Origin of the sequence: Haloferula helveola (assembly GCF_037076345.1) — a bacterium.
GTDB lineage: Bacteria > Verrucomicrobiota > Verrucomicrobiia > Verrucomicrobiales > Akkermansiaceae > Haloferula > Haloferula helveola.
Genome location: NZ_AP024702.1, coordinates 686,369 through 701,889, shown reverse-complemented (window position 1 = coordinate 701,889; position 15,521 = coordinate 686,369). Strand labels below are relative to the sequence as shown.

Genomic DNA, 15,521 nt, shown 5'->3' with positions numbered 1-15,521 from the left:
CGGTGTCGAGTTTGACCTGAGAGGCTCCAGAGAACCTCCGATCAGTAGCCACGCAAGCGGATTCCGGGCCAGTCCGGCCGGGAGTCCTCTGCGGCAAACGCAACGACCCGGGCGGTGAGGCCCGGGTCGCGCGAAGATCGGCTTTGGCCGGCAGGGTGTCAGTCCCGGTCGCGATGCGCGAGCGCCTGAACCGTCGCCTTGTGGATGGCCTTTGCCTCATCCTTCGAAATCAGCGCTTCTTCCTGGAGTTCCTTCAGCAGATCGGCGAGCGAGGCCACGTATCGACCTTGGTTGCCGAGTTCCTCCGGTCCGGGGAGGGCGTCGAAGCGGTCGGCGAGCGTTGTTCCGTCCTCGCCGATCCGGTTTTCGACCCCGCTTTCGCCGCCTTGGACGGCGATGGTCGGACCGACGTTGGAGTTCGGCACCGCGTCCTGACTGTCGGGAATGCCGTCTCCGTCCGAATCGGGATCGCTCGCCACGCTCCAGAAATGCGCTCCACCCCGACCTCCGGAAAGCGGGTCGACGAGCCACGGTTCACCCACGGCGAAACCGAAGCCCGGAAGGACCGCCAGCGAAAGGCCGAGACCCGAACGGGCAAGGTCCGAGTTCTCTGCAAGGATCACGGATTGGTCGGCTCCGGAAAACACCCGGAACCCTCCGAAGGTTTCGAAGCCGTCGACTTCAAAACCGGGCGAACCGACGAGCCAGTCGGAAGTTCCGTCGGCGTCGATGTCGATGCTGCCGCCCGCCACCAGCGGTTGGAAGGCCGGTTGGGTGGGGATCGAAAGGTCCACGAGGATCGAGAGATCGACGCCGGATGCCACATAGCACGCGCCGCCGGAGTAGGAACCGATCAGGAGATCTGGGTAGCCGTCGCCATCCACATCATCCACCGACTTCAGGGAGCTGCCGAGGCGGTCATAGAATCCGACACCGGTAATCTGGGCGGCCTCGCTGCGGTTGCTGCTGCGGATCAGGCTCACACGACCCCCGATGCGGTAGTCCGGACTCCCGACAGCAACATCTGGTTTTCCGTCGCCATCGATGTCCCCGACGGTCGCAAGGGTCATGCCGAACGAACTCGCCGCGTTAGTTGAAGAAACCGTCCACAGACTGGCTCCGTCCGCCCCGGAGAGTAGTTCCACAGACCCGAGCCCGCCGTTGGCACGGGGAGCACCGACGAACAGGTCCTCACAGCCGTCGCCGTTGTGATCGCCAGCCGGCGCGAGAGCCGAGCCGTAGTAGGAGAAGGATGGTCCGAGCAGTTGGAGTAGCGGCGCATGGTCGGCTCCGGAGAAAATCGAGAGAGCGCCAGCTCCGAACGATTGTCCTGACGCGCCGACCGCGAGATCGGCGATTCCGTCGCCATCGGCATCGAGAGCAGCGATCGCGGAACCGAAGCTTTGGGAAGGGGTGGGAGTCCCGCTCCATTCGTGGAGAATCTGTCCGTCCGCTCCGCTGACGAGGTAGACCGTCCCGGAGAAGAAAGCGCCTCCAACGTTTGCGCCGGGGTCGGCGACCGCGAAGTCGACGATGCCGTCGAAGTCGCGATCGCCGACCGCGGCGAAGCTGGTGCCGAGCAGGAAGTTCTGGTTCGCGGGTGCGAGTGAGAACTCAAGTTCGGCGGATTGAAGTGCGAGGATTCCAGGGATCCCGGCGAGGGCGACGAGCGCTTTCCGAGAACCCGCCATCAGGGAGAGATGAGGCGTTTTCATGGTTGTAAGGGTGATCACCACGGTAGCCTAAAAATTTAAAATAAGTCAATAGTCAGCCTGAATGTTAAGGTATGTTGAATATTAAGGATCAGTGAGTTGGCAGGCACGGTTGTCCCTGCCGAACCGTTTGCGCGGTGGAATAGGAGTCGGTGCGGAAGGCCGATTGGGACTCAGGCTTCCGGAGTCACCCGGATCAGCACCGGCTGGCGATGGGCCAGAAGATCCCGGGCTGCATCACGGACTTCCTCCGCAGTGAGTGCCGCGTAGATTTCCGGGAGCTCGCGGTGATGACACGCCGGAAGGCCGAAGAGCAGGTCGATCGCGGCGTGACGGGCGACAGCGCCGGGCGACTGTTGGTCGAGCGCACTGGCCGAGAGCACCGTGGAACGGACGCGCTCAAAGGCGTCATCCGGAATGCCTTCCGCAGCGAAGGACGCGACTTGCGAGCGGAGCTCTTCTTCGGCGAGTTCGATCTGACCGGGATCGGTGGCCATGTAGAAGGCGAAGAGCCCGGTATCGTGGCCGTGAAACTGGGTGGCGCCGACCTGATAGGCGAGCCCGAGTTCCTCGCGGATCCGGGTGAAAAGGGGACCGGCCATGTCGCTGCACCATTCCTGGAGAAAGCGCAGCGCGTGACGGTTCGGTCCGAGCGCGGCCGCTCCGGGGTAGCCGAGTGCGAGGACGGCCTGCTTCTTCGGAAGGTGGAATACTTGCTCCGAGGGATCCCGTACTTCGGACGGATCCGGGTGCCATGCGTCTCCACCCGGGATGGGATCGAGCGCTTCCGCCAGGATCTCTTTGGCAGTCGCGGGATCGAAATCGCCGGCGAGGGCGACCGTCAGGTTCGGACCGCGGAAGTGGAGCGAATGATGGGCGGCGAGCGTGAGGCGGTCGAGGCCGGCGACGGAGTCCTCCTCGCCGAGGGTCGGAACTCCAAAGCCGTGGGAGCCGAAAAGGTGGGCGCGGAGTTGCCGGAAAGCGACGGACAGCGGGTCGGTGAGGGCTTCGCGGACGGCTGACAGTTGGGATGACCGTTCGCGGTCGATGGCATCCGAGGCCAATGCCGGTTCGGCGAGAATCTCGCCGAACAGGGGAGCGAGCGTGCCGAGGTCCGGACTCAGACCGGCGAGTTGCACGAGCAGCGAGTTGTTGCCGGCGCTGGCGCCGACCGATGCGCCGAGTGACTCCAGCTTGTCGGCGAGTTCCTCGGCGCTGTGACGCCGGGTCGCCTGCGGAAGCGTGGCGGCGAGAAGCCGGTTGAGACCGGCGGTGGCCTTGGTCTCGGATGCCGCACCGGCCCGGACCGCCGCCTGCATGGCGATCACCGGAACCTTCGGATTCGGCAGAAGGGCCACGGTTGTGCCGTTGGCCAGCGTGAAGGTCTCTGCTTCCGGTGCGGTCTTGCGGCCGCGCCGGGAGGTGGATGGCGCCGGAGCGTCCTCCGGGTCGAGGATGGTCAGGGTTTCGCCCGACTCGACGAGTCGGGCGAGCGCCCGTCGGATGTCGGCGGCGTTCACCTTCTCGAGCTCGCCGAGATAGCGGCGGGTGAAATCGAGGTCGCGTGCCTCGTGCCAGTTGGAGGCGAGATCGGTCGCACGGCCGGAGGCGGTCGTGAGCGAGCGGAACTGCGATGCCGCAACCTGCCTTTTGGCGCGGGCCAGATCGTCTTCGAGGGCGGATTGGGAAAAGGCGGCGAGTTCCTCGCGCACCGCCTTCACCAGCTCGTCCCGCTTTCCGGGATCGGCTTCCGCCGAAACACCGAACAGCCCTTCGCGCGCGGGACCTGTCCAGGACCACGCGGAGATGTCGAGGGCGAGCTCGCGGGTTTGCCGGAGTGACCGGTAAAGGTGGGCGGCGCGACCCTTTCCGAGCATGACGGCGGCGAGGTCGAGCGCGGGGACGTCCGGGTGGCCGAGTGGCGGAACCTTCCAAGTCATCGAGATCTTCGAACTTGGGATCGCGAAAGTGTCGCGTGCCTTCCGGGGACCGAGTTGGGACGGGTCCTCGGCGAGGAAGGGGTCCTCGCCGCCGACGCGTTCGATGCCTGCAACGAGCGACTCGACGAGGGAGCGCGTCTCCGTCTCGTCGAAAGCTCCCGAGATGCACAGGCATGCCCGGTCGGGCGAGTAGCGGCCGGCGTGATAACTACGAAGGTCATCGTAGGTGATGGCGTCGAAGAGGTGCCGGTGGCCGATGACCGGATGCCGTCGGGGATCCCGGACAAAGGCGGTGGAGAAGAGCAGTTGCTGGGCGCGGTCGTCGGGGTCGTCGAGTCCCATGTCGATCTCGCGCCGGATCACGTCCTTTTCCCGCTCGAACTCCGACTCGGGCAGGTGGGGGCGGAAGACCATCGCGGTCAGCACGCGGAGGAAGTCGCCGAGGCCGGTCGAGGGGCCGTCGATGTAGTAAACCGTGCGGCCGAAGGTCGTGTAGGCATTCCAGTGGCCGCCGGCGGCCTGCACGGTTTCGGCAAGTTCCGAAGGGCCGAATTCTCCCGCGCCCTTGAAGACCATGTGTTCGAGGAAGTGCGACAGCCCGGAACCGAGCAGGCGGCTTTCGTGGATAGACCCGGTCTCGACCCAGAGCTGGGCGCTCACGACCGGAGCGTCGTCCGACGGGTCGAGGATCAGGGAGAGGCCGTTGGCAAGCGTGTCGAGCGAGGCGGTGGTCGGCGGGAAATCCATGCGCCGCTGAACAGGGAGCAAAGTCGGCGGATCGGAAAGCGGAAATTCCGGTTGGCCGGCCCGGCACGGGATTTCGGTTGTGCCGGGGAGAGCCCGGATTCTAACTCCGCGGCGGAGCATGAGCGAGAATCCCTACAGCCCGCCGCGCAGCGATGATGATCCGGGTGCGGGGATCTTCGACCGTCACGCCCTTGTCGACATCGTGAAGGGGTGGGAGAAGCTCCGGATCGCCTACAACCTGATCCTGCTGGTTCCCGGCATCCTGGTGATGGTGGTGTGGATCGGCCGTCAGGGCATGCCGCCGGTTCTCGCGGTGATCGAGGCGGTGATCATCGCGATCGGCGCCAACATGGCCTTCCTGCTCGGTCCGGCCGCGGAACTCTACTTCCGCGCGATCTTCCGCAAGGGGGAGTCGATCGGGAGGGGACGCCTGCTGATCTTCGGGGCAGGGTTGGTGATTTCGGCCGGCGTGTTCGTCCTCGCGTTTCTGCTCGGGACGGTGTGAGGCGGGTCACTTCGCTTCCGGGAGGAGCGGGGTGATGAGTTCCTTCCAGATTTCGTAGCCCTTGTCGCTCATGTGCAGGCCGTCCTTGGCGAAGAGCGAGCGGTCGAAGGTTTCGTCCTCCTCGATGAACCGGTCGGCAGTGCCGGGCACGTAGGTGATCCGCGGGTCGGCGTCGGCGATTTTGGCGAAACGTCCGTTCATCGTCCGTTCGATCTCGAGGATCGACTTGCGGGCCGGGCTGGGGCGGATGGCCAGGATGATCAGTTCCGCTTTCGGAGAGCGCTTGAAGAGGCGTTCGCGCAGTTCGTTGAAGTCCTCTTCGACCTGCTCCGGCGGCTTCTTGGCCCAGACGTCGTTGGTTCCGCAGTAGAACACCACCGTCGACGGTTCGTAGCGCAGAAGGACGCGATCGAGGTAGTGGTTCATGTCCGAGATATGGGCGCCGCCGAAGCCGCGGTTGAGCGCTTCGATGCCGGGAAAAACCTTCGGGAGCTTCAGCATCCGGATGCTCGACGATCCCGCAAAGACGATGCCGCCCTTCTTCGGAGGGGACTTCGCGTCTTGGGCATCGAAGGCGTCGATCTCCTTGGCGAAGCGGGCCGGGTCGGGATCGGGGGCGGCGATGGCGGAAACGGCGAGCGCGAGGAAGGCGATGAGGCGGAGCATGGGGGAGCGATACGTGGCGCTTCTCCTGAAGATTCAGGGAAAGTGCGCGGTCAGGAGACCGCCATGTCCAAGGTCGGCGCCTGGAAGACGCCGCTCCTTTATGATGCCGTGACGGCGCTGCGGTCGTCGTCGAGACCGGATTTCTCGAGGAAGTAGTCGTAGCCGCCGGTGTAGCGGGTGAGGATGCTGTGTGAGTCGTCTTCCGACCGGCTGATGTGCAGCGTGGTTTCCGCGAGGTGGCGGATGAAGTGCACATCGTGCGAGATGAAGACGAGCGTGCCCTCGTAGGACTTCAGCGCGTTGACCAGCGAGTCGATCGAAAGGATGTCGAGGTGGGTCGTCGGCTCGTCCATCAGTAGCAGGTTCGGCGGGTCGACGAGGAACTTCACCAGGTTGAGACGCGACTTCTCGCCCCCGGACAGCACGCCGCAGCGCTTCTCGACATCCGCTCGGCGGAACAGGAACGAGCCGAGGATGGCGCGCGCGTCTTCCTCGCGGAGTGTCGGGCAGGAATCCATGACCTCGTCGAGGACGCGGTTCGATTCGTTGAGCGTGTCCGACCGGTGCTGCGAGTAGTAGCCGAGCTTGGTCAGGTAGCCGACCTCCTTCTCGCCACCCGTCAGTTCGAGTTGTCCGGCGAGGATCTTCAGCAGGGTGGACTTGCCGGCGCCGTTCGGGCCGACCAAGACGATCTTGTCGCCGCGCTCGACGGTGAGATCGAGGCCTTCGTAGATCTTCTTGTCGTTGCCGTAGGAGAAGTCGGCCTTCTTGAGCTCGACGACCTTCTGGTTCGACCGCTCCGGTTGGGGGAAGGTGAACTTGAAGGGTTTGCGCGGAGCGCGGGGCTTCTCGATCTTGTCGAGCTTTTCGAGGAACTTGATCCGCGACTGGACCTGCGCGGCTTTCGATCCGACCTGGCGGAAACGGTCGATGAATTCCTGGTGGCCTTCGATTTCCTTGCGCTGGTTGCGGTAGGCCTGGACCTTCTGTTCGTAGGTCTTCTCCCGCTGCTCGAGGTAGGACGAGTAGTTGCCGGTGTAGGTGATCAGTTCGGCGGCGTCGGGGTCGATCTCGACGACCGTCTCGACGATCGCGTCCATGAAGTCGCGGTCGTGCGAGATCAGGAAGATGGCGCCCGGGTAATTCGACAGGTAGCGCTGGAACCAGAGCAGCGTGATGAGGTCGAGGTGGTTGGTCGGCTCGTCCAGCATCAGCAGGTCGGGCTCCATCACCAGCAGGCGCGCGAGGTAGGCGCGCATGACCCACCCGCCGGAGAATTCGGAGGCGGGGCGGGTGAAGTCGTCCTGCTTGTAGCCGAGGCCGGCGAGGATCTTCTTGGCCTTCGGTTCAAGCTGGTAGCCGTTGTGCAGATTGAACTGGTCCTGGGCGTGCGCGTATTCCTTCGCCTCGATCGTGCCGGCCTTCTCGTGCTCGCGCATGGTGCGCAGGTAGCCGACCATCTCCGGATTGATGCCCATCGCGATCTCAAGGACCGTCTCGTCGCCCGGATCGCCCGCTTCCTGCTCAAGGCTGCCGACGATCGCGTATTCGTCGCGCTCCACCGTCCCGGAGTCGATGTCCTCCTCGCCGAGGATCATCTTGAAGAGCGTCGACTTGCCGGCGCCGTTCGGACCGACGAGGGCGATGCGTTCTCCCCAGTTGACGGTCAGCTCCGCGTCGCGGAACAGGGTGCGGCCGCCGAGGACCTTGGTGAGCTTGTGGATGCTGAGCACGCGTCGGGGGTAGGGTGGCTTCGGGAAATCATCAATCCCGAATCCTCCGAACTCGGAAATGGGGCGGAGCTCAGGGTGATTCGGCGGTGTCGAGCGATCTCAGTGACTTGGCAATGGCGCCCGGCAAAAGAGCCGGATCTTCGGGGAGGTCGGAGTCGACCACGGTGCCGTCGGCCCGGACTTGTCGCAGCGTGCCCGCCTTGAAATCTACAATCAGCTTGGGTGGTTCGACCGATTCGGCCTCCGACGCTTCTTCGGTCCGGACCACCGATGCCGGATCGATCAGCCCGTCGCTTGAGAGGGAATCGAAGGTCCCTTGGTCGGCGCCGACGAGGACGATGCGGGCGGTGGATCCGGAGCCGTCACCCGGATCGCGGAAGCGGTCGGGTCCGGTGAACAGGGGCGCGGCGAAGAAGAGGATCACGACCAGCGCCGCCACGGCACCGAAGGCCGGGGTGGCGAGGAAGCTCATCACCTGTTGATACCACGGCACCGCCGGTTTGGCCGCCCGTTGGGGGATGCGGCCCCGCAGCTTCTCCTCAAGGTCATCGAGAAGTTCCTCGGAAGCTTCGGGAAAATCCTCGGGCTCGCTGCCGTGGGCCGTCTGCATCAGTGCGTCGCGCACCGGGCGGAGATGTTCGGGAAGTTCGTCTTTCATGGCGGATGCGGCCTCAACCGCAGGTGGCGGGGCGGATTTTCACGGAAGCAGACAATCGCGAAGTTTTTCCAAGGCGGTCTCGATCCGGGCGTTGATCGCCCGCCGCCGCGTCGATGCCGAGGCGCCGGATTTGAGGCCGAGGGTGTCGGTGAATTCCGGGTCATCGACCAGATCCTGGATGGTGACCGATTGCGCGACGTAGAGGTCGAAGACCAACCGCCACTCGTCGGGTTCGAGGGCCTCCTCGCACTGGGCGTAGATCTCCTCGAATCGCGGTGGAGCGCCGCCTTCCGTCCCGGGGTCGGCGAACTGCATCGGCCGATCGGGATCGTCGGCCAAGGCATCCAGACTGGGTCCGGTATTCGTCTGGTTCCGCAGGGCCGAGCGTCGGCGGTGGAAATCGATCGACCGGAACTGCAGCATCCGGCTCTGGTAGGGGACGATCTCCTCGAAGACGGTCAGGTCGGTGATGGGGGCGCGGTTGTCGCTGCCGCGCGGACGGGCGAGCTCGGTGAGAATCTCAAGAAACAGGTCCTCGGCATCGGGCGGGCGGATGTCTTTCTTCGCCAACTGCGCGTAGGCGAGCGGGCGGAGCAGTGACGGGAGCTGGTTCCACTCCGAGTCGTGGAAGCCGCGATCGGCGTCGTGGCGCTGCAGACGGTCGAGGTCGAGGTTCTCCGGATACCGCGGGTCGGCGGGATCGTGATGCCGCTGCGGGTCCGCGGAACTCGTCCGTTCGGCGGCGACGGTGCCGGAGGCGTGGCGGCCGGTTTCTTCGAGGGCGGCGGCGAGAAACTTCGGCTGGCTGGGGTCCTCGGCATCGATGGCGGCATTCCGCAGCGCACGCTCGGCGACGCTGACCGCGAGTGACTTTTCGACAAGGACGCCCTCGACAGGACGCCGTGCGCGCTGGCAGCAGGCGCGCCAGCAGGCTTGGAGGAACGGACGGAGTTCGCTCATGAGTCGCGGGTAGAAGAACGTGGATGCGGGGTATTTGAAATTTGAATTTTGACAGCGGCGCGGATGGACTGCGGTTGGGATGGGCATGAGACGCTCCTTGCTGTGGATTTCGATGGTCACGCCGACGCTGGTGTCGGGCGACCTGTTTCCCGGCTCACCGGGAGGTCCGGAGCTGCTCACGCCCGGTTCCGCGACGTGGCAGAGCACCACCACGCCGCTCGGTGAGCGGACGGTTTACACGCTGACCGGCGACACCGTGCTTTCGTGGGGTTCGCTGCGGGTCGGGGCGGGGGATGAGCTGATTTTCGAGGGTTCGTCGGGCGTCGTGAACCTGCTGTCGGCGGGGGGCACTCACCGCATCGACGGCAGCGTGAGTGCCGAGGGCGCGATCGGGTTTTTCGCCGACGGCGGAAGCCTGCAAGTCGACGGCCTCGTGGAGGGGGCGTCGGTGACGCTTTCGGCACTAAAACTGGAGAGTGCCGGCGACTACTTCTCGGGCGGGGCGTACGCGCTCGACGGCGGGGCGGGTGGTTCCCGACGGCTGACGGTGGACGGTCAGGTGCGCGCGACCGGTGGCGATGTGGTGATGGCCGGCGAGATCGTGCGGATCCGCGGCGGCGCCACCATCGATGCGTCACAGGCGGTAAGGGTTGGTGGTGGTTCGCGGGTCGATGTGGCCGATTCCGGGCAGAAGCGACTTTCATCGATGGGCACCGGTCTCGTGCTGCATCTCGGAACGAGCCGCGCGGCGACGCTCGAATTGGTCGGTGTCCAGCAGGTCGCGAATGCGGGTCGGCTCGAGACGCCGGGTGCGAGCGGCAAGATTTTCCTCGAAGTCGGTCCCGGTGGGACGGTGCTGAACGAAGGCACGGGAGTGATTCAGGGGATCCTCCAGGTCACGGGCGACTTCGACAACGACGGGGTGATTCTCGGCGGAGACGATGGTGACCAGATCGGTGTGGTGAATTCTTCGCTGTCGCGACTCCCGGAAGTTCGTCGTCCGGACGGCAGCGTGGCGAGCAAGGCACGTGAGCTGAGCGTCGAGGCGCCGATGACGGCCTCCGCCGATTCGGGACGCGACCGCGCCAAGCGCAGGACGGTGGCGAGCCGTCAGAAGCCGAAGCTGCTAACCCGCCAGTCGTTTTTCGGCATGCGCGGCGGATCGACGGCGCAACCAAGCCGCGACAAAAAGCGCGAGCGGTAGGCTGGCGAGCAGCGCCTTCCACGGGAAACGGGAGGTCGTTTCCGGCGGTAGCTCGGCAAGTGGAAGTGGCGGGCCGTTCTGGACGATAACGAAGGGTGCGGCGTGGAGGACGGCGGTCTCGAAGTCGTCAACCGGCTGAGTCAGGAACCGGCGTTGGGTCTCCCACAGGGCTTGGGCCGGGTGGTCGGAGTGCTTGGAGAGGCGGTAGAAGCTTTCCATGAATGCGGGCGATGCCCGGTCGGAAACCGGCCACAGCGCGACCAGCACCTCACGGGCGCCGGCGAGTTGGAAAGCGCGTTGCAGACCGAGCACTCCTTCGCCGGCAAGCGCGGTTCCGGCACCGGATCGGCAGGACGAAAGCACCACGAGACGGGTGCCATGGAGGGGGAGCGCGGCAATCTCGCGCGGGAAGAGGAGGTCGTCCGCCGGATCGAGAAGGGGTGCGTCCGGAGAGCGCCGGGCAGCGCGAGGCAGTACGATCCCGGACGAGAAAAGCAGATCGGCCGAGCGGTCGAAGTCGATCGGAGAGAGGGGGTCGTGCGGGCCGTCGAGGAAGAATGAGTGCGTGCCGAGATGAAGCACGGCGGCAGGCATCTCTTTCGTGATGAGATTGGGCTCGGCGACGGCGTCGTCGGTGAGCGTGACGCTGCCTTCGGGCGCGAGACGTCCGATCCGCCGCAGTTCGTCGCGGGTGCCCGGCAGCGGGTCGAGGTGGTCGAGGATCTCGTCGAGTTTGGTGGATCCGGAAGTCTCGCGCGGTTCGAAGCGGGTGACACCAGCCAGCCGCCAAGGGGCGCTGTCGAGGCGCCGGGTCGGCGCGGTTCCCAGGAAATCGCGAGCGCTGCCGATGCTGACCAGCAGGTCGAAGCGCTCGCACATCAGTTCGCTTTCGGAATCGATGAGCGCGGCGAAGGGAAGGAAGTGGAGCGAGGCGTCGGGCGAGACGATCACGGTCGAGCACGAATCCGGGAGACCGAGCGGCTCGATGAACGACCGGTGGAGTTCGCGGAGGATGCCGCGAAGTTGCAAAGGAGGAGGCGGACGATCATTGCCGGAGAGCGTGTCCGCCTTCCAGTCGAGGCGGGAGCGAAGGGCGGAGAGCCAGTCCGCCAGTTCTTCCTCGGTTCCGAGAGGAGTCCATGCAGGCGGGAGGTCAGGGGCGTAAACGATGGCGCCGTAGCGAAGTACGGGATCCGCAGTGGTTTCAGCGTATCGGCAGAAATCGACGAAGACGGAACCGGGCGGCAGGGCGTTGCCGATCTCGGCGGCATCGGGTCCGGGGGCGGTGTCCTTTTCCCCAAGGAGGCTGTCGAAGAGCCGGTTCTTGGAAGCGGCGAGCAGCGGGGCGATAATCGCGGGATCGCCGCCGGCACAGGGCAGCGAAAGCAAATCGATGCGCTGGAGGAAGTTCAGTCTTTCGGTCTCGGTGCCGTGGGCGACGAGGCGTTCGAGGAGATCGAGCCCAAGGGCCGATGCGCGATCAATCAGCTCCGGCGCGTCCGGATCGGCGTTGAGCAGGGCGCAGCGGGCGAGGTTGCGTGCGGTCTCGGCGACCCGCAGGTGTCCGGGAGGGAGGTGGGCCGTCTGGAGTGCGGTGGCGCGCTCGAGAAGACGTCGGGCTTCGGGGTAGTCTCCGGTTTCGAGACGGGCGACGCCGAGGTTGTGAACCGGTCCGATCAGCGAAGCATCGTCGGTCCCGCTCGCAGCCTCCAGCATCTCGATGCACTCGGTGAAGGCGGCGATCGCCTCCTCGGGCTGCCCGGCGCTCATCGCGAAGGTGCCGAGGTTGTTGATGTAGGGAATGGCGAAGGTCGGGCGCTTGTCGCGATAGAGACGGCGGGCTTGGTCGGCGGCCTGTGCGAATCCTTGGCCGGCGAGATCGATCTCACCGAGGCGGAGTCGGGCGAGGGCAAGGTCGGATGTCAGTGCGATGCGGAACTCGCCGTCAGCCTCCGGGACGATCTCGAGCGCGGCGCTGAAGTGGTCGATGGCGCGCTGGTGACTGCCCAAGGTGTGGTGGTATCGACCGAGCCGGGCGTGCCGCCGTGCGAGATTCGCGTTGTCGTTCTCCGGGGTGGCTTTGAAAGCGAACTCGAGAAGCTCTCCCGATTCCTCGTAGCGCCCGAGTGTGAGAAGGATGAGTCCGAGTTGTTCCTGGATTCGAGCGACTCCTTCGCTGCGGCCCGGTTCGGGCAACTCGGCGTGGAATGCCAGTAATTCCCGGAGCAGGCTTTCGGCTTTGGCAGGGTCACCGAGGTCGGCGAGGGTCAGGGCGAGAGTTTCTTTCAGGTTCGCTTTCGTCGCGGGTTGGACGGCGAGTCCGATTCCTTTTTCCAGATGGGCGCGGGCTTCGTCGGGGAGGCCGAGCGCCCGCTCGATCGTGCCCAAGGCACTGAGCGTGACCGCCCATTGTTCCCGGTTCTCCTCGGTTGGATCGGCTGCATGTGCCGCTTCCCAATCGGCTGCCAGTCCTTCGAGTTCGGCTTCGGCGGCGGCGAGGTCGCCGGATCCGAGGCTGGCTTCGAGATCGGCGTGGGCCGACAACGCGAGCGCCAGAATCAGGGCGCAAACGAGATCTCGAGCCGATGGAAACATGAGGTGGTGGTGGGCGTGTCGGTCAGGGTCACGGGAATGCGGGAAGCCCTGCTGCTGCCGAAGGAATACGAGCCGGACGCGGTCGACCAGCTCGAGAGATCGGTGCACGAGGTCATTTCCCAGGTGGTGCCATCGCGCAGGGTGCCCGGGCTGGAGGAGTCGTGAAGTACGGCGGAAATCGTAAATGAGATCTCGGACGTCCCGCCCGAGTAGGTGATGTCGAGCGGTGAGGGCGAATCGCTGGTGCAGGGGTCGAAGCCGAGAACGAACTCGAGTCCGTCGTCGAGTCCGTCGCCGTCTGAGTCCGCGGCGGTGTCGACGGTCGCAAGTCCGTGCCAGTTCGCCCATGCGGTGAAGGATCCGCTGAAAGATGGACCGCCGGAGGAAAGCTGCGCGAGATCGATCGTTCCCGATGAGGTTTCGGCAAGGATCGCGGCCTCGAGTTCGGTCGGCGACTGCCATGGGTTGACCGACAGGTGCACGGCCGCGATCGCGGTGACGAGAGCGGACGAGGCGCTGGTGCCGGTGAAGGTGTCGTAGCTTCCGGAGAAAGGCGCGGTGTAGAGCACCGAGCGGACCGCGTCGCCGGGGGCGTGGAGGTCGACCGGCGAGCCGTAGTTCGAGATCGAGGTGGCGATGTTCGAAAGGTCGGAAGCGCCGACGCAGAGGATGCCCGCCCCGGCGTAGGCCTGCGGGACGTAGAGTGCCGCGTCGTCGGAGGCGTTTCCGGCGGACAGCACGATCGGAATGCCGTCGGCCGTCGCGAGCGACATCGCGATCGAGAGCGAGGCGCTGGTGGCGACGTCGGTGGAGCTTGATGCGATCCCGATCACCGCCGGAGTGCACGGGTAGTTGTCGGCGTGATCGTCGAGCACCTCGAGGATCGCATCGGCGAGGAGGGCCGAGGTGGTGGTGATCCCGTCCGGGTAGATGTCGTAGTTGACCAGAATGATCGGAGTGCCGGCGGCGGCGCCGTTGTCCGGGCCGGCGATCACGGACAGCGCCTGCGTGCCGTGTTCGAAGGTCGAGGAAGTTGTTGGGTCGCCCGCGCCGCGGATCAGGGTGGAACCGGCAATGCTGAGGTTGGAGTTGGCGGAGAACCAGCCGCCGAGTTCGTCGACGGCGGTATCGATCAGATAAACGACCACCTCGCCGCCGGTGTCGGGGAAGTCGAAGGTGTAGGGGCTGGGGGAAGACGGGTCGTTGAGGCGCGCAAGAGCCCAGCCGGCGTCAGTGTTCGTGCCGTTGGCGGCAAGAAACGACTCGAGTTCCCAGGTGAGGTTCGGATTGGGGTCGAGGTCGTTGATCTGGCTCGGCGTGGCGTAGGCGGACACCGAAATCTCGGTGCTGCTGTTGGCCACCGTGACGTAGGTCTGGAGGCCGCTCTGCTCGAGCAGGTTGGTGAGCTGAAGCAGGGTGGGAGGAGCGCCGCCGGCCGGTCGGAAAACGTAGAGCTGCTGGTTCGGGACCGGTGCGGCGATCGCGACGAAGCCCTGTGGGTTCGCCTGGTTGGGAAAGGTGGGCAACGGGGCGAAGGTGGTACCGTTTCCCGAATACTCGCCGACGAGAATGGCGAGGTCGCGGACCGGTGCGGCGACCGCGTTGGCGTTTTCCGTGGCAGCGCCAGTGCTACGGTGGAAGTCGTACAAGTCGCCGGTGCCGTCGACCGCCACCAAGGCAGAGTCCGCATTTCCCGTCTCGACCTGGTCCTCGATGAACCAGTTGCCATTGAATCGCGTCGCGAGCCACGCATTTCCCGCGGCGTCGATGTCGAGGTCAGAGGTGGTCAAGACCCCGGGCGCCTGCGCGATCCCGACCGGCGCGAGCCACAGCGGGAACCCGTCGGGGTGGATCCGTCCGATGGAACTGTGGGTGGCGGCGATGTTCGGGATGCCAGGGACCGGGTCGGCTTCGAACCGGGGTTGGGGATGGTTGCTCGCCCAGGTCACGCGGATGTCGCCGTCGGGTGCGACATCGAGGCCGCCCGGCGTGTCGACGCCCGGGCTGCCCATGCGGCGCTTCCAGATCGTTCCTCCAAGTCCGAGGTCGAGCTTGTCGAGCGAGATGTCGTTGCTGCTGGCGTGCGGGAGTTCGGTGAGGACGTAGGCGAACTCGCCTTGCGGATCGACGGCGATGTGATGCCAGCTGTCGGTGGCGGCGGGTGCCGGCGTCGACCATGTCTGCGAGCCGGAGTCGAAGCGTGCCGCGAGTGTGCCGGGGCCGGTGATGACGGCTTGGTCGGCAGGGCCTGCGACCAGGCTTACCGGAAGAATTCCCGGAGTTTCGTAGGCGTCGAGCCAGTCACCGGTATCGGGGTCGAGCCGGGCGACGAAGCCGACGGTGTCGCCGGGACTGGAGAACGATAGTCCCGAGCCGGTGAACTGAACGTTGTCGACGTAGAATCCGCAGACCAGCACCTCGCCGTCCGGGTCGATCGACAGGTCACGGAGGATGACCGTGTCGGAAGAGGCGGCCTGGGCTTTCCATGCGACATCCCACGGCGGTGTGTTCGTCATGCGGAAGACGATGCCGTCTCGCCCGGCCGGGTTGATCAGCGGGGCGCCGGGACCGATGTTGAAGTCATCGACGAAGTGCCCGCAGGCGAAGGCCCGCGCGGGGACGCCGGCGCCGCCATCGGGAAGCGCCTCGATGGAGGTGAAGACCGAGGTGTCGGCGAAGGCGCTGAGGGCAGCCTGCCACTCGAGTTGCTGGGCGAACGCGGAGCCGGCGAGAATCAGGGAGAGGCTGTTGACGAGTCTCATCGGGTCTTCAACCGGAGAAGGGGTAGGGGTTTGGAAAAG

At 65.6% G+C, this 15,521-nt stretch carries 10 protein-coding genes; 2 read left to right on the top strand and 8 right to left on the bottom strand.

The features are described 5' to 3' along the window. Window positions 1-158: 158 nt before the first annotated feature. Together HAHE_RS02340 and HAHE_RS02335 are read right to left on the bottom strand one after the other, a co-directional pair. On the bottom strand, window positions 159-1,715 hold the full coding sequence (locus tag HAHE_RS02340; RefSeq protein ID WP_338688245.1) for an FG-GAP-like repeat-containing protein: 1,557 nt from the start codon (window positions 1,713-1,715) through the stop codon (window positions 159-161). A gap of 170 nt (window positions 1,716-1,885) precedes the next feature. Then, window positions 1,886-4,399, bottom strand: a complete 2,514-nt coding sequence (locus HAHE_RS02335) for a pitrilysin family protein (RefSeq protein WP_338688243.1) — start codon at window positions 4,397-4,399, stop codon at window positions 1,886-1,888. A 118-nt stretch (window positions 4,400-4,517) separates the two neighbouring features. Here HAHE_RS02335 and HAHE_RS02330 point away from each other — a divergent pair, with 118 nt between their 5' ends. Further along, a complete protein-coding gene (locus tag HAHE_RS02330) occupies window positions 4,518-4,904 on the top strand; it encodes a hypothetical protein (RefSeq protein WP_338688241.1) in 387 nt (128 codons plus the stop codon). A gap of 6 nt (window positions 4,905-4,910) precedes the next feature. On the opposite strand, the gene HAHE_RS02325 is transcribed toward HAHE_RS02330, so the two are convergent. The 4 genes from HAHE_RS02325 to HAHE_RS02310 form a co-directional block, all read right to left on the bottom strand. After that, window positions 4,911-5,570, bottom strand: coding sequence for a GDSL-type esterase/lipase family protein (locus HAHE_RS02325; RefSeq protein ID WP_338688239.1), 660 nt, complete (start codon window positions 5,568-5,570; stop codon window positions 4,911-4,913). A 98-nt stretch (window positions 5,571-5,668) separates the two neighbouring features. Further along, entirely contained in the window at window positions 5,669-7,303 is a 1,635-nt protein-coding gene (locus HAHE_RS02320) for an ABC-F family ATP-binding cassette domain-containing protein (RefSeq protein WP_338688238.1), read from the bottom strand. A 70-nt stretch (window positions 7,304-7,373) separates the two neighbouring features. After that, window positions 7,374-7,961 (bottom strand): hypothetical protein, encoded by a 588-nt coding sequence (locus HAHE_RS02315; protein ID WP_338688236.1) that lies wholly within the window; start codon window positions 7,959-7,961, stop codon window positions 7,374-7,376. Between the two features lie 39 nt (window positions 7,962-8,000). Further along, window positions 8,001-8,921: a hypothetical protein gene (locus tag HAHE_RS02310; protein WP_338688235.1), complete on the bottom strand. Its 921-nt coding sequence runs from the start codon at window positions 8,919-8,921 to the stop codon at window positions 8,001-8,003. Between the two features lie 85 nt (window positions 8,922-9,006). Here HAHE_RS02310 and HAHE_RS02305 point away from each other — a divergent pair, with 85 nt between their 5' ends. Further along, window positions 9,007-10,125, top strand: coding sequence for a hypothetical protein (locus tag HAHE_RS02305; RefSeq protein WP_338688233.1), 1,119 nt, complete (start codon window positions 9,007-9,009; stop codon window positions 10,123-10,125). Here the strand turns inward: HAHE_RS02305 and HAHE_RS02300 are convergent. Further along, window positions 10,048-12,720 carry a CHAT domain-containing tetratricopeptide repeat protein gene (locus HAHE_RS02300; RefSeq protein ID WP_338688230.1) on the bottom strand — a complete coding sequence of 891 codons (2,673 nt, stop codon included), beginning with the start codon at window positions 12,718-12,720 and terminating at the stop codon, window positions 10,048-10,050. The genes HAHE_RS02305 and HAHE_RS02300 overlap by 78 nt on opposite strands. Next, entirely contained in the window at window positions 12,684-15,482 is a 2,799-nt protein-coding gene (locus HAHE_RS02295; RefSeq protein WP_338688228.1) for a S8 family serine peptidase, read from the bottom strand. The genes HAHE_RS02300 and HAHE_RS02295 overlap by 37 nt, the downstream gene beginning before the upstream one ends. Between the last annotated feature and the right edge of the window lie 39 nt (window positions 15,483-15,521).